Below are 19,629 nucleotides of genomic sequence, written 5' to 3'. Positions count from 1 at the left end.
GTATTAATATTCAATAATAAAGCATGAGGTTTTTTTGTTTGTGCCTGTTTTTTTTAATTAGTTCACTTGGTTTTTCTCAAAAATTCGATCTAAAAGGTAAAATTGTAGATGAAGATGGAGTTCCATTAGAGTCTGCTACTGTATACGTAGAAAAAATAGCTGATAGTACTTTAGTTACCTATACTGTCTCTGAGCCTTCTGGAGATTTTGAATTAAAAGGTGCTACAGCATCAGAAAATCTAATGCTTTTTATATCCTACGCAGGATTTAAAACATTTAAGAAAAGCATTTCTATTGAAGAAAAAAAGGAACAAGACCTTGGTAAGATACAAATGGTTATTGCCGATAATCAACTCTCTGAGGTAACCGTGACTTCAACACGTGTTCCTTTAACGCTTAAAAAAGATACCTTAGAATTTAATGCAAATAGTTTTACAACTAGGCCAAATGCTAATTTAGAGGATTTGCTTAAAAAACTCCCAGGAGTAGAAATAAATTCTGATGGTGAAATTACAGTAAACGGAAAGACGGTAAGTGATATTAAAGTAAATGGAGAAAGTTTTTTTGGATCGGATCCTAAAATTGCTACAAAAAATTTACCTAAAGAAATTATCGATAAAATTCAGGTATCTAATAAAAAAACAAAATCACAAGAATTTACAGGTAAGCAGGGAGATCCTGATAATAAAAGTATAAATATCACTTTAAAAAAAGAGGCTAATAAAGGTTTCTTTGGAAAAGCAACAGTTGGGGGAGGTACCGATGATAGATACGCTTTAAACGGAACCGGTAATTTTTTTAAAGATGATATGCGCCTTAGTATATTAGCAAATTCCAATAATATTAATAGTTCCGGGTTTAATTTTGATGATGTTTACGGAATGATGGGCGGCGGCGGTAGACGGTTTTCTGGCGGCGGTAGCGGAATTACTAAATCTGATAATGCAGGAGTAAATTACACAAATAAGTGGAACGATGATATCCGTTTTAACGGAGATTATTTCTTCGGAAGAAACGATACTCGACAAAAAAATCAAGTACAACGTGAGAATATTTTACCGGATAGTTCTTATTTTGAAAATAGTACCAATTTTAGCAATCTTGTAAACGATAGCCATCGAGGAAATTTTAGAGTTGATATAGAATTTGACACACTTACTAGGCTTTCTATATCTCCAAACATTTCTATAAATAAAAGCTCTTCCGATCGGGATAGTGATTCCGAAATTTTAGATACAAATAAAGATTTAATTAATAATACTTCTACATCAGAAATCGAAGATGTTTATAGTAGCGATTTCAGAAATAGTATAGATTTTATTCGACGCTTTGGAAAAAGAGGGGCTTATCTTCAACTTCGCTTAAGTTCTAGTTATAATCGTCAGAAAAATGATAATTATTTGTATACAGAACAACAGAATTATTCTGAAGAGGGCCCAAAAGAGGTAACTATTCAAGATCAGTTTATCGATCAAGATCAAGAATCATCCTCTTATCAAGCCAGCATTTCACAGCGAAGTGTACTCTCTGAAAATTTATTTTTAGATGTTTCTTATGATTTTGATACGCAAAAACAAACTAACGATCGGATGGTTTATGAAGCAGATCAGGATAATGAATATACGGTTTTAAATAATTCACTTAGTAGTAAATTTGAAAGTAAAAGTTATAAGCAAACTCCAAATGCCGGAGTAAATTACGAAGGTGATAAGTGGCGTATTAATACTAATGTTGGATTGTTAAATACAAAATTAGAAAATACGAATTATGTTTCGGATTATAGTTATAGTAGTTCTTTTAACAACCTTTATGCACGTGCTAGTGTTCGGGTATCGCCTAAAAAATCACAAAGTTTTTCTATAGACTATTCAACCAATGTAAACGTACCTTCTATTAGTCAATTACAACCCGTTGAGGATCGATCGAGTCCCAATAATATTTTTGTAGGAAATCCAAACCTTAGTCCAGCATATAGTCATACTATTCGTGGAGGCTATCGAAATTTTGATTTTTCGACACATAGTGGAATATTTAGTTTTTTTAATGTAGGTTTTACTAATAATACTGTAGTTGCTAAAACTACAGTAGATAATACAGATAATAATTTTACAAGAACAACAAGTTATACAAACGTTGATGGGGCTATGAATGCAAGTCTCGGTGTTTTTTATAGTAAACAAACAAAAAAAGATGAAAAAGAATTTAGATATCGTTTATCTTTAAATTCATCTTATAACAAAAATGTAGGATTCACTAACGGAATAAAATACAATTCAGAAAATTATGCTGTAAATCCTTCGGTTCGGCTAACTTATGCTATAGAAGATTTGTTCGAAATTAATCCAAATTTTGGTATTAGTTATAACTCTTCCAAATTCAGTATAAGTACTTTAAACGAACAGAGTTTTATTAACCAAACTGCAGGTTTAGAAATAACTACATATTGGCCTAAGAATTTAGTGTTTGGTAATGATATCTCTTATAATAAATACGGTAATGTATCTTCAGAATTCGATAATACATCCATATTATGGAATACTAGTTTAGGTTATCAATTTTGGGATAAAAAAGCAATTCTTAATTTGAAGGTATATGATGTTCTCGACCAAGTAATAGATACTCGACGATCTATAGGAGACGATTATGTTCAAGATACCAATAGTTTAGTGCTTACACAATACGCAATGCTAAGCTTTACTTATAATTTAAAAACTTTTGGAGGGAAAAGTTTTGGAGGAAGAGGGGGGAGAAGACCACCGCCACCACCAAGATAAATAAAACCTATTCTTATATAAAAACACCCAATCTAAATAAAGATTGGGCGTTTTTAGTATATTTTTTAGACGGTGAAATTACCAGCTACCACCGGCACCACCACCGCCAAATCCACCGCCACCGAAGCCACCGCCACCGAAGCCACCGCCTCCGAAGCCTCCTCCAGAGCTACCGCCTCCAAATCCTCCACCGCCAAAACTACCGCGTCCAAGAGAACTTAAAATAATAGCATCCATTAAAGTGCTACGACCACGACGACCACCGCCTTTTCCACCACCTTTATTCTTCCCGATAAGAGAAATAATAATGATGATAAAAACAATGATAAAAAGCGCAATAGGCTTTGCAGAGTTTCCAGAAGATTCTCTGGCTTTAGGGGTGCCTTTAAAAGTGCCTGCTAAAACTTGCATTACTGCAGTAGTACCTTTATCTAAACCACTGTAGAAATCATTCTTCCTAAACTCCGGTAAAATAATATTTTCAATGATCAATTTGGTTTTAGCATCGGTAAGATATTCTTCTAATCCATATCCGGTAGTAATCCATATTTTATGATCATCTTTTGATAATAGTATAAATAAGCCATTATCTTTTTTACTTTGCCCGATACCCCATTTATGTGCCCATTTTGCTGAATAAGTTCCAATGTATTCCCCTTCCAAAGAAGTTATGGTAGCTATTACAATTTGGGTAGATGTAGTATCGGCATACCTAACAAGTTTTTGAGTTAAACGCTGTTCTTGAGCATCAGAAAGTACATTAGCTTCATCATATACCGGTGTTTGTTTGTCGGGTTTGGCTGGAATGTCCCTTTGTGCAAATCCTACAAAACTAAGTAATAGTAGGAATAGACTTAAAACAGCTGTTTTTATATTGGAATATGTCATTTATCCTTTTGAAATTTGATCGGAAAGTTCATTCTCATCATCTTCTTGCCAAGGGAAATGATTTTTAAGTTTATCTCCGGCTTTTAAAATTCCGTTTATTAAACCTTGTTTGAAATCTCCTTTTTTAAATTCTTTTAATATAACTTCTTTTGTACTTTCCCAAAAATCGTCTTCTACAACATCGTTAATGCCACGATCTCCATAAATTACAAAATTTCGATCTTCAATAGCTACATAAAATAAAACACCATTTTCTTGTTTTGTATTGTGCATTTTTAGCATTTGGAAATCTTCCATAGCTCGATCAAAAATATCTTTATCTCCGGCTGTTTTTTCTATGTGGACCCTAATTTCTCCGGATGTTCTTTTTTCTGCAGTTCTAATTGCATTAATAACGGCTTCTTCTTCATTTTGATCTAAAAAAGAATCTCTTTTTTTCTTACTCATAAAAAATAATTTTTAAAAGTCAAATTGAACATCTGGTGCGTTTTCTGAGCCTGCATCTGCTTGGTAACGTTCCATTCTTTCAAAACCAAACATGCCCGCAAAAATATTATTTGGAAATTTCCGTATATACGTATTATAGTTTGTTACCGCTGCATTATAACGATCTCTAGCTACATTAATTCTGTTTTCGGTCCCTTCTAATTGGGACTGTAATTGCAAAAAGTTTTGGTTAGCTTTTAATTCAGGATAACGTTCTACGCTTACCAATAATTTTGATAATGCTGAAGATACGCCAGATTGTGCCTTTTGGAATTGCTGAATTTGATTAGCATTTAAATTAGAAGCATCTATATTTACTGAAGTCGCTTTTGCTCTTGCTTCAATAACGTCGGTTAAGGTGCCACGTTCAAAATCGGCAGCTCCCTTAACAGTATTTACTAAGTTTCCAATAAGGTCGTTTCTACGCTGATATGAGCTCTCTACGTTAGACCATGCTTCTTTAGCGTTTTCTTCAAGTTCCACACCTGTATTGTTTACACCAGCTGTCATTTTGTAGCCAATAATTGCTAAAACTATAATTACAATAAGTGGGATTAACCATTTTTTCATATGCTATAATTGATTTTTAAGATTTAATAAACTTTTTTTTACTCCTTCTAATTTACGAACAATGTCGTAATTGCTTAAGGTTTTTTGTTTTTCTTCTTTTAAATGGGTCTTAGCACCTTCTAGGGTAAAACCTCGTTCTTTAACTAAGTGATAAATTAACTCTAAGTTTTTTATATCTTCTGGAGTAAATTTTCGATTTCCTTTTGCATTCTTCTTTGGCTTTATTACATCAAATTCTTTTTCCCAAAAACGAATTAGCGATGCATTAACTTTAAAAGCTTTTGCAACTTCGCCAATGCTGTAATATCTTTTATTAGGTAGCTCGATTTGCATTAATCTAGAGATTGGTTTTCTTGCTGTGCTTTTTTTAGTACTTCATCAAATTCTTCCGCAGAAAGATGTCCGTAATAAAAATTCATCGGATTAATACGCTCCCCATCTTTAAAAACTTCATAATGTAAATGTGGTGCTTCCGAGCGTCCGGTACTTCCTACAAAACCGATAATATCGCCACGTTTTACTTTCTGGCCGCGATGCACATTGTATTTATATAAATGGGCATATAGCGAAACATAACCGTAACCATGATCGATACGAATATGATTTCCATAGCCGGTGCTATGATTATCTGCTCGTGCAACAGTACCATCTCCAGTTGCATAAACAGGGGTTCCTCTTGGAGAGGTAAAGTCCATTCCGTAGTGAAATTTACGAACCTTTGTAAACGGATCGGTTCGCCAGCCATAACCAGAAGCAATTCGTGTTAAATCTTCATTTTTTACTGGTTGAATAGCCGGAATAGCCGCAAGTAAGGCTTCTTTTTCTTTTGCAAGTTCTGTAATTTCATCAAGCGATTTGGATTGTACTACCAATTGTTTGGTTAAAATATCCAATCGTTTAGTGGTTTCTATTATTAATTTAGAATTATCAAAACCTTCTAAATTTTTATATCTATTAATCCCGCCAAAACCTGCTTTTCGGGTTTCTTCAGGAATTGGATTAGCTTCAAAATACAACCTGTAAATGTTATTATCGCGATCTTCGATATTATCCATTACATCTTGTATCTGATTCATTTTTTTGTTTAGTAAACCATATTGCAATTTCATGTTTTGCAATTCTCGTTTTAAGGCTTTTTCTTTGGGGGTTTCAATTTGTGGAATGTTAAGGTAAATCAGTAACAAAACGAAACCGGCTAAAAAACTCCCTAGAATGCTTAATAAAGCAATGCCAAACCGACGGCGTTTTTTGCGCTCGATTTTTTTATAAGAAAGTGTTTCGCTATCGTAATAATATTTAACCTTCGACATGAGTTAAATTTATGCTATTTTTGTTTCCAAATATATTGTACACAAAATGTGTGCAATAGTATACGGTAACGAACAAAGATAGCAATTGTTTTAAAGCCTGCATAATTTATTAATTTAAGAAGAAAGCGCAGTACATGAAGTCTCAAGAAATTCGTAAACGGTTTTTAGAATTTTTTCAATCAAAAAATCACAGTATTGTACCCTCTGCCCCGATGGTTGTAAAAGATGATCCTACATTGATGTTTACCAATGCCGGGATGAACCAGTTTAAAGAATATTTTCTTGGTAATTCAATCCCTAAAAGTACTCGTGTAACCGATTCGCAAAAGTGTTTACGAGTAAGTGGCAAGCATAACGATTTAGAAGAAGTTGGGCACGATACGTATCACCATACGATGTTTGAGATGTTAGGAAATTGGAGTTTTGGTGATTATTTTAAAGAAGAAGCTATTAATTGGGCTTGGGAATTATTAACAGATGTTTTTAAAGTTGATAAAGATAGTTTATATGTTTCCGTTTTTGAAGGAAGTAAGGAAGATGGAGTAGGCTTAGATACCGAGGCTTTAGAAATTTGGAAGAAAATTATTCCTGAAGATCGTATTATTTATGGCGATAAGAAAGATAATTTCTGGGAAATGGGAGATCAAGGTCCATGCGGGCCATGTTCCGAAATTCATATCGATATTCGTTCAGATGAAGAAAAAGCTAAAAAATCGGGTAGAGAATTAGTAAACGCCGATCATCCTCAGGTGGTAGAAATTTGGAATTTGGTTTTTATGCAATTCAACAGAAAAGCAGACGGATCGTTAGAAGAATTACCTGCTAAGCACATCGATACCGGGATGGGATTTGAGCGTTTATGTATGGCTTTGCAGAAAAAACAATCGAATTATGATACCGATGTGTTTACCCCACTTATTGCTGAGGTTGAAAAAATAACCAATACTACATACGGTAAATCTGAAGAAGTTGATATTGCCATTCGTGTAATATCCGATCATATTCGTGCCGTTGCATTTAGTATTGCCGATGGCCAATTACCAAGTAATACCGGAGCTGGTTATGTAATACGTCGAATTTTAAGACGAGCTATCCGTTACGGATTTACATTTTTAAATACTAAAGAGCCTTTTATTTATAAATTAGTAAATAGGCTAAAAATTCAAATGGGTGATGCTTTTCCAGAATTAGAGAAGCAACAGCAACTTATTGAGAATGTCATAAAAGAAGAAGAACTTTCATTTCTCCGAACTTTAGAACAAGGTTTGGTATTGTTGGAAAACATTGTAAAAGAATCGAATTCTAAAGAAATTTCAGGAACAAAAGCTTTTGAATTGTACGATACTTTTGGTTTTCCAATCGATTTAACGGCACTAATCTTAAAAGAAAAAGGATTCTCCCTCAATGTTGCTGAATTTGAAGCAGCACTTAAAGAGCAAAAAGATCGTTCTCGTGCAGCAACACAAATAACCTCCGGGGATTGGCATGAAATAGCCGAAGTTTCTGAGGATGTATTTGTAGGGTACGATGAACTTGAAACTCCTGTTAAAATTGCCAAATACCGAAAAGTAGAAACTAAAAAACAAGGTGCGCTTTACCAAATAGTGCTTACCAAAACTCCTTTCTATCCAGAAGGTGGAGGCCAAGTTGGGGATAAAGGATATTTGAAAGCTGGAGAAGGAAAAATTAGTATTATCGATACTAAAAAAGAAAACAACCAGATTGTTCATTTTGCTAAGAAATTGCCTCAAGATATTTCGGCTGAGTTTACAGCGGTTGTAGATGCTGGAGCTAGAGCTAAAACAGCGGCTAACCATACCGCTACACATTTATTACATCAAGCATTACGGAAAATTTTAGGAACACACGTAGAGCAAAAAGGTTCTATGGTGCAGCCTAACCATATGCGATTCGATTTTAGTCATTTTAGTAAGTTGTCTTCCGAAGAAATAGAAGAAGTAGAAAATTTTGTGAATAATCGAATTCAAGAAAGCCTTCAATTAGAAGAACAGCGTAATATTGCTTATCAGGAAGCTCTAAATCGAGGAGCAATTGCTTTGTTTGGAGAGAAGTATGGAGATAGCGTTCGAGCTATTCGTTTTGGAGATTCTATGGAACTTTGTGGCGGTACACATGTCCGGAATACAGCAGATATTTGGTATTTTAAAATTACTGGAGAAAGTGCTGTAGCTTCAGGAATCCGTAGGATCGAAGCAATTACTGGTGAGGCTGTAAAAGCATATTTCCAGGAGCAATCTGATGTATTAGAGAATGTTCAAGGTTTATTAAAAAATGCAAAAAATCCTGTAAAGGCAATTAAAAATTTACAAGCTGAAAATGCTGAATTGAAGAAGCAAGTGGAAAGCTTGTTAAAAGACAAAGCTAAAAACCTGAAATCTGAAATAAAAAATGAGCTTAAAGAAATAAATGGAGTTCATTTTGTTGCAAAGCAAGTAGATTTAGATGCAGGAGGGATTAAAGATTTAGCTTTTCAGTTAGGAGGAGAAGTAGATAACCTGTTCTTGCTTTTTGGAGCCGAACAAAAAGGAAAAGCATTACTATCTTGTTATATATCTAAAGAACTTGTAGAAAGTAAAAATTTAAATGCCGGAACTATAGTTCGAGAATTAGGGAAATTTATACAAGGTGGCGGCGGTGGCCAAGCTTTCTTTGCTACAGCAGGAGGAAAAAAACCAGAAGGGATAACACAAGCTTTAGCTGAAGCTAAAAAATATTTAGCGGAATAATATAATATTCAAAATCTATAAAAGAGCGTATATATTAATCGAAAATTGATGTGTACGCTCTTTTTTTTAAATTCTTTCTATGAATTTTAAAACTGAAGTACCTATAGAAAATCAATTTCCTAGTATAACTCATCAATCCAAAATCGCCTTATTTGGTTCTTGTTTTGTAGAAAATATTGGAGATAAACTGAAGTATTTCAAATTTGATACCTATCAAAATCCTTTCGGAATTATTTTTAATCCTATAGCTATTCAGAATTTATTTGAAAAAATGAATTCTGGTTATCAATATTCAGCAGCAGATATTTTTTATTTAAATGAACAGTATGCTTGCTACGATGTACATTCTTCATTAAACAAAACAGAAGAGCAGGAATATCTAGAACATTTAAATATATTATTAAGCGATGTTTCTAACTATCTAAAAACTGCAACACATCTAGTTTTAACGTTAGGAACTGCTTGGGTGTATGAAAATAAAGAAAACCAAAAAGTGGTAGCTAATTGCCATAAAGTTCCACAGCGTAATTTTAATAAGCGATTATTAACAACACATGAAATAAGTAATTCTTTACAAAAAATAAGCGCTATTTTATGGAATTGGAATCCTAGTTGTAAGGTAATTATTACGGTTTCTCCGGTACGACATCTTAAAGACGGATTTATAGAAAATCAGCAAAGTAAAGCACAATTAGTAGTAGGGTTTAATAAGTTTCTTAAAGAGCTTACTGCTGAAGAATGCAACCAAATAGCTTATTTTCCGAGTTATGAAATTATGATGGACGAATTGCGAGATTATCGTTTTTATGCAGATGATATGGTTCATCCTTCTGGTATGGCAATAAATTATATCTGGGAAAAATTTAAAGGAGCTTGGGTGAATAATAAAACGACAAATTTACTTACAGAAATTGATGCAATTCAAAAGGGATTAAATCATCGTCCTTTCAATGAGAATAGTCAATCCCATCAGAAATTTTTAAAAAAACTACACCAAAAAATCATAAAGCTTACGGATAGAGAATCAAGTATAAATTTTTGATTTATCATATTTAAATCGGTAATGATGTGTTAATGTCAAAAAAAACAATATAAAATTTGGAATATTGCAAATTTATTGTAATTTTAAACTTGTTAAACTTAATTTGTTGATTTACGTATTCAGTTTTTGAGTACAAATGATTAATTAAACTTTCTTTTTCTAAAATTTGTTTGGGGTAGATTTTAGAGATTATTCTTATGGACGGGTGGGGCCGTCCATAAGTTTTTTATAAAACTTGCCTTTCCTAATTATTCGCTATCTTAGAAGAACAGTTTGTTCTAATTTTATTTGTAAAAAAGTATACATGAAAAAGTACCTTTTAGGCGCTATTATAGCAGTGGTTATTGTTTTTGGGTATCAGTATATCAAAAAACAACAACAAGCTGATAGCGAAATTAAAGTAGCAAGCCAATTAATTCAAGAACAAGTAAAAAATGTAGGTAAATTAGTAGTTACGGAAGGGAACTTTGCACAAGTTTGGAGTTATAAGGATCATAAGAAATTTTATATAGATGTTCTATCGGCTCGAAAAAAAGCTTTAATTGTAGTAAATGCTAAAGTAACTGTAGCTTACGATCTTAGACAGTTAACTACAGATATAGATGAAGAGAGCAAACAAGTTATTATAACTAATATTCCGAAGCCTGAATTGAATATTTATCCGGATATCGAGTTTTATGATGTAACTCAAGATTATTTAAACCAATTTAAAGCCTCTGATTATAATAATATAAAGAAACGAGCAACTAAGGCCATCCGAAAAAAAATTGAAAAATCTTCGATTATAGATAATGCACAAAACCGATTAATTAGTGAGCTTTCTCAAATATATGTGGTAACCAAAACAATGGGGTGGACGTTGGTTTACAATAGCAAAACTATTACTGGAACTACAGATTTAAAATTACTTAAAAACTAAAAAACCTCTTGATAAATTTTCAAGAGGCTTTTGTTGTATAATTCAGGTGTTTTTATTTGAGTTCTGGTGGATATTTTTCTAAAATTTTAAAAACAATTTCGTTAATACGTTCTTGTTTTTTGCTTACTTTTTCTGCTAGTGCTGCTGTTCCCATTCCTTGCCAAACTAACTCTTTGGTTTTTGCATCAATTAAATCAATATAAAGTGTCCCATCGCTTGTTCTATTTACAGTATTAAAACCAGAATTCCAATACCAAGGAGACCAGCCCCAGCCATAACCCCAACCTGGATTATTTTGGTAAATATTAATATTCTCATTGGTTTTAGTAAAAATACTAACTAGTAAATCTGGATTTTTAGATTTTTCAAATCCTTTCTGAGTCATGCTAGTTTCTATAGCTCTCATAATTCGTTTTTTATCAAGATCAGATATTTCAGCTTTATCGATACCTGGTTTGAAAAATGCAAATGAATTATAAGAATCAAAGTTCGCTTCATGATCATAATCTGAAGCAACTCTAACTGTATCGCAAGAAATAGTTAATAACGATAGCAGTATTACAACTGGAGTGAATTTAAAAATTTTTTTCATAGGAGCAGAATTATTTTTTAATCAAAAAAAAGACTCATCTTTTTTATTCGGAATAGAGAATTTTAGCGTTACTATTTAATTAAATACTTCGTTTACCGGAAAAAAGTTCTATCATTTCTTCCTAAAAATTCTCATGTAATTCCGTATTACATCTCAGAAACATTAATTATAAATGCTTCTTTCAGAGTTTTTTATATTCAATAATCATGCCGAAACAGAACCAATATTAGCAATGTTATCGATAATTATGGAATAAATATCGCTAAAATTATGCATTCATTGCTTTTAAAATTTCTTTCTTAAATGTTATTGTATTTTAATCTTGCCAATTACTGCCTATTTGTTTTTTTATTGTAACCATAAGGGCAATGCCGGCAACCACTCTCGCAACAATACCCACGTTTTAAATGATATTGTTCAGTAAAACATCTGTAACCTTCTGGCGTTAAGTAATAATCGCCATCTTCAATCGGAATTCTTTTTTTCGAAAAACTCATAAAACAAATTTACAATTCTTATATTGAAGAAAATGATTTTGGTTAACAAACATATCTTGGGCAAAAACTTTATTGCTGTTACTATTTGGCCGGTAATTGTGGTTAAGAAAGCGGAATATAAAGATGATATTTTGTTAATAACTCATGAGAAAATACATTTACGCCAACAGTTAGAATTGTTGGTCGTTTTCTTTTATATTCTTTATGCCGTAGAGTTCCTTTTTCGTTGGATTAACTATAAAAATGCAATGAAAGCTTACGAAAATATCAGTTTTGAAGTAGAAGCTTACAGCAATGAAAAGGACGAAGATTACCTTAAACATAGAAAAACCTTTTCTTTCATTAAATATTATCGTTAAATACTTTGAAGCGTTTTTCACCTTTCTCATCTTTGCAGTATGAATTCAAATGCAACCAGTTCATCCATTTTCGATAAAAACGAACCTGTTTTTTCTCGAAACGATTTTATAAGAAAATTTTCAGAAAAAAATATAGAAGTTTGGTTAAAGCGAGAGGACTTATTGCATCCTGACGTTTCAGGTAATAAATTCCGAAAACTAAAATACAATATTTTAGAAGCAGAAAAACATCACAAAAACCGAATTTTAACTTTTGGAGGTGCTTTTTCCAATCATATTGCTGCTACGGCAGCAGCCGGTAAACTCTACGGAATGAAAACCATTGGAGTAATTCGAGGAGAAGAGTTAGGCGATAGTCTTCAGCAAACCCTAAAAACAAATCCCACGCTACAATTTGCTGATTCTTGCGGAATGGAATTCCATTTTGTAAGCCGATCCGATTACCGAAAGAAAAACGATCTAGATTTCATCGAAAAGCTCTATACTAAATTTAACGATTTTTACTTAGTGCCCGAAGGTGGTACTAACGATTTGGCTATTAAAGGTTGTCAAGAGATTTTATCTGAAGAAGATAAAAACTTCGATTTTGTTACGGTAGCTTCCGGAACCGGAGGTACAGTTTCCGGATTAATCAATGCTTCTAAAGAACAGCAAACAATTTATAGTTTTCCGGCACTTAAAGGAGATTTTCTAAAAAAGGAAATAGCCTATTACAGTACTAAGAATAATTGGAAGTTAATTACCGATTATCATTTTGGAGGCTATGCTAAAATAAATGAAGAATTAGTAAGTTTTATTAATTATTTCAAAAGCGAATTTGGTATTCAGCTTGATCCAGTTTATACCGGTAAAATGATGTTTGGGCTATTTGATTTAATCAAAAAAAATAAAATTCCTGAAAATTCCCGTATTTTAGCGATCCATACCGGCGGTTTACAAGGAATTGCAGGAATGAATAATATGCTTAGAAAAAAGAAAATGAGATTAATAAATAATTAATATGAGGTTGAAACCTTACCTAATTCTAGTTTTTTTAGCACTTTTTGTAGCTTCTTGTGGAAGTAAGAAAAAAGTAGTAACCCGAAAGCACAAAAATGAAGCGATAATTAATAATCGCGAACGTGGAAATAGAAATAATGAAACTCCCGCTGAAGTTGTAGATGCCGAAACCATGCCGGTACGAACTTACGATTTTACAGTAGAAAATTATATTGCCGATTATGCACCTATTGCACAACAAGAGATGCGTTTATATAATATACCTGCAAGCATAACACTAGCACAAGGAATATTAGAGTCGGGTTCCGGAAAAGGCAGATTAGCGCAGCGAGCCAATAATCACTTTGGAATTAAATGCCATGACTGGAATGGAGAACGAATATATCATGATGATGATAGGCATCAGGAATGTTTCCGTAAATATCGTCATCCAAAATATTCATTTCGGGATCATTCTTTATTTTTAGCAGAACGCCGTCGCTATGCCGCACTTTTCGATTTAGATAAAGATGATTATAAAGGTTGGGCTAAAGGTCTACGAAAAGCAGGTTATGCCACCGATAGGCGCTATCCGCAGAAATTAATTGAATTAATTGAGCGATATGAATTATATCGGTACGATGCTGATGTGTTAGAACGTCCCTCACCAAGTTATACAACACAAATAGAACCTCAAGGGGATAGTTATATTGTAAAAAAAGGAGATACCTTATATTCAATTTCCAAACATTATAATACCACTGTAGAGGAAATTCAACGTTTAAACAATTTAAACGGGACCAATATTGAAATTGGACAAACATTATTAGTAAAAGAACGACCATAAGAAAATTACGAGGATATGATTTATCAACGAAGTAGTGCATTATTTGCTGAAGCTAAAAAAGTAATTCCTGGTGGAGTAAACTCTCCGGTTAGAGCTTTTAAAGCCGTAGGTGGCGATCCTATTTTTATTGAAAAAGCCGAAGGTGCTTATATTTATGATGAAGACGGAAATAAATTAATTGACTATATCAATTCATGGGGGCCAATGATTCTTGGTCATGCGCACAAACCTGTGGTTGATGCCGTAATCGAAAAAGCCAAAAAAGGAACTTCTTTTGGAACGCCTACCGAGATTGAAACCAAGATTGCCGAGTTAGCGGTAAGTATGGTTCCTAATATCGATAAAATAAGAATGGTGAATTCTGGTACCGAAGCTTGTATGAGTGCGGTTCGGTTAGCTAGAGGATTTACCGGAAAAGAGAAAATCATCAAATTTGCCGGTTGTTATCATGGGCATAGCGATTCATTCTTAATTCAAGCGGGGAGTGGAGCGATGACTTTTGGTACGCCAAATAGTCCGGGAGTTACCCAGGGAACAGCTAAAGATACGTTGCTTGCCGCTTATAACGATTTGGATGGTGTAAAGCAGATTGCTGAACAAAATAAAGAAGAAATTGCCTGCATTATCGTAGAACCTGTTCCAGGAAATATGGGTTGTATTCCTCCGGCTGAAGGATTTTTGGAAGGTTTGAGAAAGCTTTGTGATGAAACTGGGATTTTATTGATTTTTGATGAGGTAATGAGCGGATTCCGATTAGCAGCAGGTGGTGCACAAGAACGATTAGGGATTAACGCCGATATTGTTTGTTTTGGAAAAGTAATTGGCGGTGGTTTGCCGGTTGGTGCTTTTGCTGCCCGTAATGAAATTATGGATTATTTGGCTCCAGTAGGCCCAGTTTATCAGGCAGGAACGTTAAGTGGAAATCCGTTAGCTATGGCAGCTGGATTAGCGATGTTGACTGAATTGTCTGAAAATCCTGAAATTTTTGAAAGTATCGATAAAAAAACAGAATATCTTCATAAAGGTTTCGAAAAAGTATTGAATGCTAACGGAGTAAAACATACAATTAACCGAGTAGGATCGATGATTTCTATTCATTTTTCTGAAGAACCGGTAACCGATTTTGAGTCTTCTGCGGAAGCGGCAAAAACAGGGAAATTCAATGCGTTTTTTCACGGAATGTTAGAAAACGGAATTTATATCGCACCAAGTGCTTTTGAAACTTGGTTTATCAGTGAAGCTTTAAGCTATGAAGATCTTGATGCTACTATTGCAGCAGTCGATAAAGCTACTAAGAAATTCAATTAATTTTGATTAAAAATAAAAAAGCTGGTATTTAATAATACCGGCTTTTTTTGTTTTATAATCTTATATTAAGATTTTGGTTTGGTAGTTAAGTAAATAATCGGTCCAAAAAATGGAACAAAAATCGAAATAATAGCGTACAGTATTTTTTCAAGATCATTCGCAGTTGATTTAATTATTTTTCGCAATGCGATACATATTAATATAATATGACTAATGATTAAAATGGGAATCAGAAGATTTAAAAGTTGACAAATCAATAACTAACTAGAAATATTGATTCTTTGTTCGTAAGATATATCAACATTTTTATTGTTTGATTGTATTTTTTCTACTAATGGATTGATTTCATAATTTGAAATGGATACAATTTTATAAGGAATTTTTTCAGAAGTATATATTATTAAGTATTCTCCATTTTCAACAACAACTTTTTCTATTTTTTCTGCTGGTAGGATAGTCTCAGTAAATTCAGATTTTGGTATCTCTTTATAATCTTTACTGCACGACGTCGATAATAAAGTAATAAAACAAATAATGATTATGAGTAAAAATTTTTTCATAATTCAGAAATAAAATATTAACGGTTTGGGGTATACTTTAAATGTAAGTAAAAATACTAATTTTTTATAGATTTTTTCATAAAGATATTAGTTTTGGAGGTATAAAGCGTTCATTCCTATACCTAGTGTTGGCATAGGTTTCCAGCTTGTATTCGACGTTGTAGTTATTTTACTCCCTGTGTAACAATAATGGTAAATATCCACCAATTTATTATCTTTCCTTACCTGCCATTTAATTTCTTTTGCTTTAATTATTTTTCGATAACTGTTGGTATAATAAATGGAAGATGGGTTAGCAATTTGTAATTGGTAATTATCGTTAAAGTATATCAATAACATTGCTTGAGTAGTGTCGAATTTTACCGTACTTATCTTCTTTTTAGAGTTAAGCTGTTTCCCTCTATAATCTCCCCAAATAGAAATAGTAGTTTTTTACAAATTTATTTCTCCGTGCTTAAATTTGTCTGTAAATTCTAGCGGAGTTAGTTTGATTACTTCACTTTCAGTATCCGGTTTTAAATTATCAAGTTCGGGAGATGAATGAATTTTAGAAACAGCAGAGTTGTAACCTCGTCTTCTTAATATTTTATAAATCCAAAAACTAAGGTAGATTGCTATAATAATTGTAATTCTAAATATAAAATTACAGCTATAAATCCTACTCCTAAGAATGTGAGTATAGATTGAATTATAGCGATTAAAGTTTTCACTTGTCTCTATTTTAAGTTAATCCGTAATTTATAATGTAATATAGTTGAGCTGTTACATCATTGTAAACAATTCCTCTACATAATCTCTAGAATTCGATAAACGAGGCACTTTATGTTGTCCGCCTAATTTTCCATTTTTCTTTAACCAATCGTGGAATAATTTCTCTCTGGCTACATGAATTTTCGGCGCGTTTAACGTCATGTTATTATAACGTTTAGCTTCATAATCGCTATTAACCTGTTGTAGGGCTAAATCGAGATCTTGATTAAATTCTTTTAAAGATTTGGGCGGATGTTTAAATTCGATAATCCATTCGTGTGCCCCTTTTTCTTTTCCTTCCATAAAAACTGGAGCTGCAGTATAATCTACAATTTCACAGTTATTAGATAAGGATGCCTTTTTTAGGGCAGTTTCAGCATTTTCAATAATTAATTCTTCTCCAAAAACATTAATATGATGTTTCGTTCTTCCGGAAACTCTAATCCGGTACGGATTGGTTGAGGTAAACCGAACAGTATCTCCTACTTTATAACGCCAAAGTCCGGCATTGGTAGTAATAACGATTGCGTAATTTTTTCCAACTTCAACTTCAGCTAACGGAATCACTTTTTCTAATTTAGTTCCGTAGGTAGCCATGGGAATAAACTCATAAAAAATACCATAGTCTAACAAGAGTAATAAATCTTTATGCTCATTTCGGTCTTGACAAGCAAAAAATCCTTCTGAAGCATTATAGATTTCGTAATATCGAAAATCTTCATTAGGGAGTATTTTTTGGTATTGTGCAGCATACGGATCGAAGCTTACCCCACCATGAAAGTATACTTCAATATTTTTCCAAACTTCAAAAATGCTTTCTTTGCCGGTACTTTCTAACACATTATTTAGTAAAACTAGCATCCAAGAAGGTACTCCAGCTAAACTTGTTACGTTTTCTTTAATGGTTTCTTCAACAATAGCTTGCATTTTCACTTCCCAATCGTGCATTAAAGAAACACCATTACTAGGCGTACTGCTAAACTCTGCCCAAAAAGGCATATTATCGATTAATATTGCTGAAAGATCTCCGTAACTAGTACCATTATTTTGATAAATTTCTTTACTACCACCTAATCGTAAACTCTTACCTGTAAATAATTGAGATTCCGGATTATTGTTTAAATACATGCAAAGCATATCTTTACCCGATGCATAGTGGCAATCTTCTAAAGAATCTTCACTAACCGGAATAAATTTACTTTTGGCGTTGGTAGTTCCGCTAGATTTGGCAAACCATTTTATAGGAGTTGGCCAAAAAATATTATTTTCTCCTTGTCGGCTTCGTTCTATAGCTTCGTGATAATTTTCGTAACAATGTATAGGAACCTGATTAGCAAAATCTTGATAAGAGTTGATAGATTTGAAACCATATTTCCTGCCAATCTCAGTATTTTTGGCTTTATTAATAAGCGCTTTTAAAAGTTCGTCCTGAACTTCATTCGGATATTTTATAAATAATTCCATCTGATGTATACGCTTCTTGAGAAACCATGAAGCAATGGAATTTACTAATGGAATTGGCATTTATTTATTATATATTTATCAGCTCTAGAGCTTTTTGGTTGGTGGTTAAAAATAATCGAAACTTTGAAGCTTGCAAAAAGGCATGAGTTAAAAATAACGAAAAAGATATGAAATACGAAGGTGTGCTCACCAAAATGAAGACGGAGTTAGTAGATGAGGTAGAATATTATCTAGATTTTGAGAATGATTTTTTAAATTTAAATCAGTTATTGGAGAAAAAAATCAGTTTAAATTTTTTACGTTATCAGTGTTTAAACTGTGGACAACAGAAAAAAATATTTCGTCAAGGTTTTTGTTACGATTGTTTTACTTCGATTCCACAAGCTGGAGAATGGATTATGAAGCCCGAATTAAGTAAGGCGCATTTAAGTCAGGAAGATCGGGATTTAGAGTACGAAAAACGAGTACAATTACAACCGCATATTGTGTATTTAGCCAACTCAAGTAATGTAAAAGTAGGGGTAACTCGAAAAACACAAGTACCAACTCGATGGATCGATCAAGGAGCACATGAGGCCATTGAAATTGTAGAAGTTCCTAACCGATATTTAGCAGGAATTACAGAGATTGCTTTAAAAGAGCATGTTTCCGATAAAACGAATTGGAGAAAAATGCTGACTAATGATATTTTAGATCTTGATTTAAAAGAAGAACGTGATAAGCTAAAAGAATTTATTCCGGAAGAAGCTAAAAGCTATTTTATAACTGATAATGAAGAAACTGAAATTAATTTTCCGGTAAAAAAATATTCAGAAAAAATAAAAACGCTGAACTTAACAAAAACACCTTTTTATCAAGGAAAATTAATGGGTGTAAAAGGACAATATTTATTATTTGAAGATGGAACGGTTTTTAATGTACGCTCTCACGAAGGTTTTGTAGTAGAATTGCAAATAGTATAAAGAAGCATGAAATCTGAAAAAGAAAAAATGCTGACCGGAGAATTGTATTTTTCCGGAGATAAGGAATTAACTGCGGAAAGATTACAAGCTAGAGCTTTATTAAAAAAATATAATTCACTACCTGAAGATCAGCCAGAAAAATTATCAGCTACTTTACACGATTTAATTCCGAATGCAGGAAAAGATTTGGTTATTCAGCCACCATTTTTTTGTGATTATGGGTATAATATAAAAACTGGAGAAGGCGTTTATTTCAATTTTAATTGTGTTGTTTTAGATGGGATGCAAGTCAGCATTGGTTCGTGTAGCATGTTTGGACCTAATGTGCAAATTTATACTGCTTCACATCCTTTAAATGCAAAAGAAAGGGCTTCGCTTTTAGAATTTTCTAAAGCGATAGAAGTTGGAGAAGATGTTTGGGTTGGAGGAAATGTTACCATTTGTCCCGGTGTTAAAATTGGCGATCGTGCAGTTATAGGAGCAGGTAGTGTGGTAACCAAAGATATTCCGGCGGATGTTTTTGCAGCTGGAAATCCGTGTAAAGAAATTAAGAAAATAAATCAGTAAGAATACAAA

The 19,629-nt window shown here is 33.0% G+C and carries 21 protein-coding genes; 10 read left to right on the top strand and 11 right to left on the bottom strand.

Going from position 1 to position 19,629, the window contains the following annotated elements; all coding sequences use genetic code 11:
* The first annotated feature begins 23 nt into the window (after positions 1–23).
* Positions 24–2,774: an outer membrane beta-barrel protein gene (locus ACN0WI_RS09425; RefSeq protein WP_417886474.1), complete on the top strand. Its 2,751-nt coding sequence runs from the start codon at positions 24–26 to the stop codon at positions 2,772–2,774.
* Positions 2,775–2,852: 78 nt separating this feature from the next.
* Here ACN0WI_RS09425 and ACN0WI_RS09420 read toward each other — a convergent pair whose 3' ends face one another.
* From ACN0WI_RS09420 to ACN0WI_RS09400, 5 genes are read right to left on the bottom strand one after another with little or no spacing between them, the layout of a single operon-like run.
* Positions 2,853–3,662 carry a TPM domain-containing protein gene (locus tag ACN0WI_RS09420; protein WP_417886472.1) on the bottom strand — a complete coding sequence of 270 codons (810 nt, stop codon included), beginning with the start codon at positions 3,660–3,662 and terminating at the stop codon, positions 2,853–2,855.
* The gene (locus tag ACN0WI_RS09415; protein ID WP_417886471.1) at positions 3,663–4,109 is read right to left on the bottom strand and encodes a TPM domain-containing protein; all 447 of its coding nucleotides are present in this window, start codon (positions 4,107–4,109) and stop codon (positions 3,663–3,665) included. It abuts the gene before it with no gap.
* Between the two features lie 12 nt (positions 4,110–4,121).
* A complete protein-coding gene (locus ACN0WI_RS09410) occupies positions 4,122–4,718 on the bottom strand; it encodes a LemA family protein (RefSeq protein ID WP_417886469.1) in 597 nt (198 codons plus the stop codon).
* A 3-nt stretch (positions 4,719–4,721) separates the two neighbouring features.
* Entirely contained in the window at positions 4,722–5,051 is a 330-nt protein-coding gene (locus ACN0WI_RS09405) for a MerR family transcriptional regulator (RefSeq protein WP_417886468.1), read from the bottom strand.
* Positions 5,051–6,028, bottom strand: a complete 978-nt coding sequence (locus ACN0WI_RS09400; protein ID WP_417886467.1) for a M23 family metallopeptidase — start codon at positions 6,026–6,028, stop codon at positions 5,051–5,053. Before ACN0WI_RS09400 ends, ACN0WI_RS09405 begins: the two co-directional genes overlap by 1 nt.
* Positions 6,029–6,162: 134 nt before the next feature.
* Between ACN0WI_RS09400 and alaS the strand changes: the two genes are divergently transcribed.
* The 3 genes from alaS to ACN0WI_RS09385 all read left to right on the top strand — a co-directional run bounded on the left by alaS (position 6,163) and on the right by ACN0WI_RS09385 (position 10,736).
* Positions 6,163–8,775 (top strand): alanine--tRNA ligase, encoded by a 2,613-nt coding sequence (alaS, locus tag ACN0WI_RS09395; RefSeq protein ID WP_417886466.1) that lies wholly within the window; start codon positions 6,163–6,165, stop codon positions 8,773–8,775.
* Positions 8,776–8,854: 79 nt separating this feature from the next.
* A complete protein-coding gene (locus ACN0WI_RS09390) occupies positions 8,855–9,817 on the top strand; it encodes a GSCFA domain-containing protein (RefSeq protein WP_417886465.1) in 963 nt (320 codons plus the stop codon).
* Positions 9,818–10,121: 304 nt separating this feature from the next.
* Entirely contained in the window at positions 10,122–10,736 is a 615-nt protein-coding gene (locus tag ACN0WI_RS09385) for a DUF4230 domain-containing protein (RefSeq protein WP_417886463.1), read from the top strand.
* A gap of 52 nt (positions 10,737–10,788) precedes the next feature.
* Here ACN0WI_RS09385 and ACN0WI_RS09380 read toward each other — a convergent pair whose 3' ends face one another.
* On the bottom strand, positions 10,789–11,328 hold the full coding sequence (locus ACN0WI_RS09380; protein WP_417886462.1) for a DUF4136 domain-containing protein: 540 nt from the start codon (positions 11,326–11,328) through the stop codon (positions 10,789–10,791).
* A 329-nt stretch (positions 11,329–11,657) separates the two neighbouring features.
* Positions 11,658–11,825 carry a DUF5522 domain-containing protein gene (locus ACN0WI_RS09375; RefSeq protein WP_417886460.1) on the bottom strand — a complete coding sequence of 56 codons (168 nt, stop codon included), beginning with the start codon at positions 11,823–11,825 and terminating at the stop codon, positions 11,658–11,660.
* Positions 11,826–11,881: 56 nt separating this feature from the next.
* Here ACN0WI_RS09375 and ACN0WI_RS09370 point away from each other — a divergent pair, with 56 nt between their 5' ends.
* From ACN0WI_RS09370 to hemL, 4 genes are read left to right on the top strand one after another with little or no spacing between them, the layout of a single operon-like run.
* Positions 11,882–12,184 carry a hypothetical protein gene (locus ACN0WI_RS09370; RefSeq protein ID WP_417886458.1) on the top strand — a complete coding sequence of 101 codons (303 nt, stop codon included), beginning with the start codon at positions 11,882–11,884 and terminating at the stop codon, positions 12,182–12,184.
* Between the two features lie 39 nt (positions 12,185–12,223).
* Positions 12,224–13,183, top strand: a complete 960-nt coding sequence (locus ACN0WI_RS09365; RefSeq protein ID WP_417886457.1) for a 1-aminocyclopropane-1-carboxylate deaminase/D-cysteine desulfhydrase — start codon at positions 12,224–12,226, stop codon at positions 13,181–13,183.
* Between the two features lies 1 nt (position 13,184).
* On the top strand, positions 13,185–14,009 hold the full coding sequence (locus tag ACN0WI_RS09360; protein WP_417886456.1) for a glucosaminidase domain-containing protein: 825 nt from the start codon (positions 13,185–13,187) through the stop codon (positions 14,007–14,009).
* Positions 14,010–14,024: 15 nt separating this feature from the next.
* On the top strand, positions 14,025–15,317 hold the full coding sequence (gene hemL, locus ACN0WI_RS09355; protein ID WP_417886455.1) for a glutamate-1-semialdehyde 2,1-aminomutase: 1,293 nt from the start codon (positions 14,025–14,027) through the stop codon (positions 15,315–15,317).
* A 65-nt stretch (positions 15,318–15,382) separates the two neighbouring features.
* Here the strand turns inward: hemL and ACN0WI_RS09350 are convergent, their stop codons facing one another.
* From ACN0WI_RS09350 to ACN0WI_RS09335, 4 genes are all read right to left on the bottom strand, one after another.
* Complete coding sequence (locus ACN0WI_RS09350) at positions 15,383–15,574, bottom strand: PLDc N-terminal domain-containing protein (RefSeq protein ID WP_417886454.1); 192 nt, start codon at positions 15,572–15,574, stop codon at positions 15,383–15,385.
* Positions 15,575–15,577: 3 nt separating this feature from the next.
* Entirely contained in the window at positions 15,578–15,877 is a 300-nt protein-coding gene (locus ACN0WI_RS09345) for an ATP-dependent metallopeptidase FtsH/Yme1/Tma family protein (protein ID WP_417886453.1), read from the bottom strand.
* Between the two features lie 87 nt (positions 15,878–15,964).
* Positions 15,965–16,216: a hypothetical protein gene (locus tag ACN0WI_RS09340; RefSeq protein WP_417886451.1), complete on the bottom strand. Its 252-nt coding sequence runs from the start codon at positions 16,214–16,216 to the stop codon at positions 15,965–15,967.
* Positions 16,217–16,639: 423 nt separating this feature from the next.
* Positions 16,640–18,151 (bottom strand): GH3 auxin-responsive promoter family protein, encoded by a 1,512-nt coding sequence (locus ACN0WI_RS09335; protein ID WP_417886450.1) that lies wholly within the window; start codon positions 18,149–18,151, stop codon positions 16,640–16,642.
* Positions 18,152–18,258: 107 nt separating this feature from the next.
* Between ACN0WI_RS09335 and ACN0WI_RS09330 the strand changes: the two genes are divergently transcribed.
* A complete protein-coding gene (locus ACN0WI_RS09330; protein WP_417886448.1) occupies positions 18,259–19,053 on the top strand; it encodes a DUF2797 domain-containing protein in 795 nt (264 codons plus the stop codon).
* Between the two features lie 6 nt (positions 19,054–19,059).
* Positions 19,060–19,620: a sugar O-acetyltransferase gene (locus tag ACN0WI_RS09325; RefSeq protein ID WP_417886447.1), complete on the top strand. Its 561-nt coding sequence runs from the start codon at positions 19,060–19,062 to the stop codon at positions 19,618–19,620.
* The last annotated feature ends 9 nt before the right edge of the window (positions 19,621–19,629 follow it).

It is taken from the genome of Zunongwangia sp. (genome assembly GCF_048269745.1).
Classification (GTDB): domain Bacteria; phylum Bacteroidota; class Bacteroidia; order Flavobacteriales; family Flavobacteriaceae; genus Zunongwangia.
Note: the sequence above shows the minus strand (reverse complement) of the source record. Positions and strands in the feature narration are given on the sequence as shown.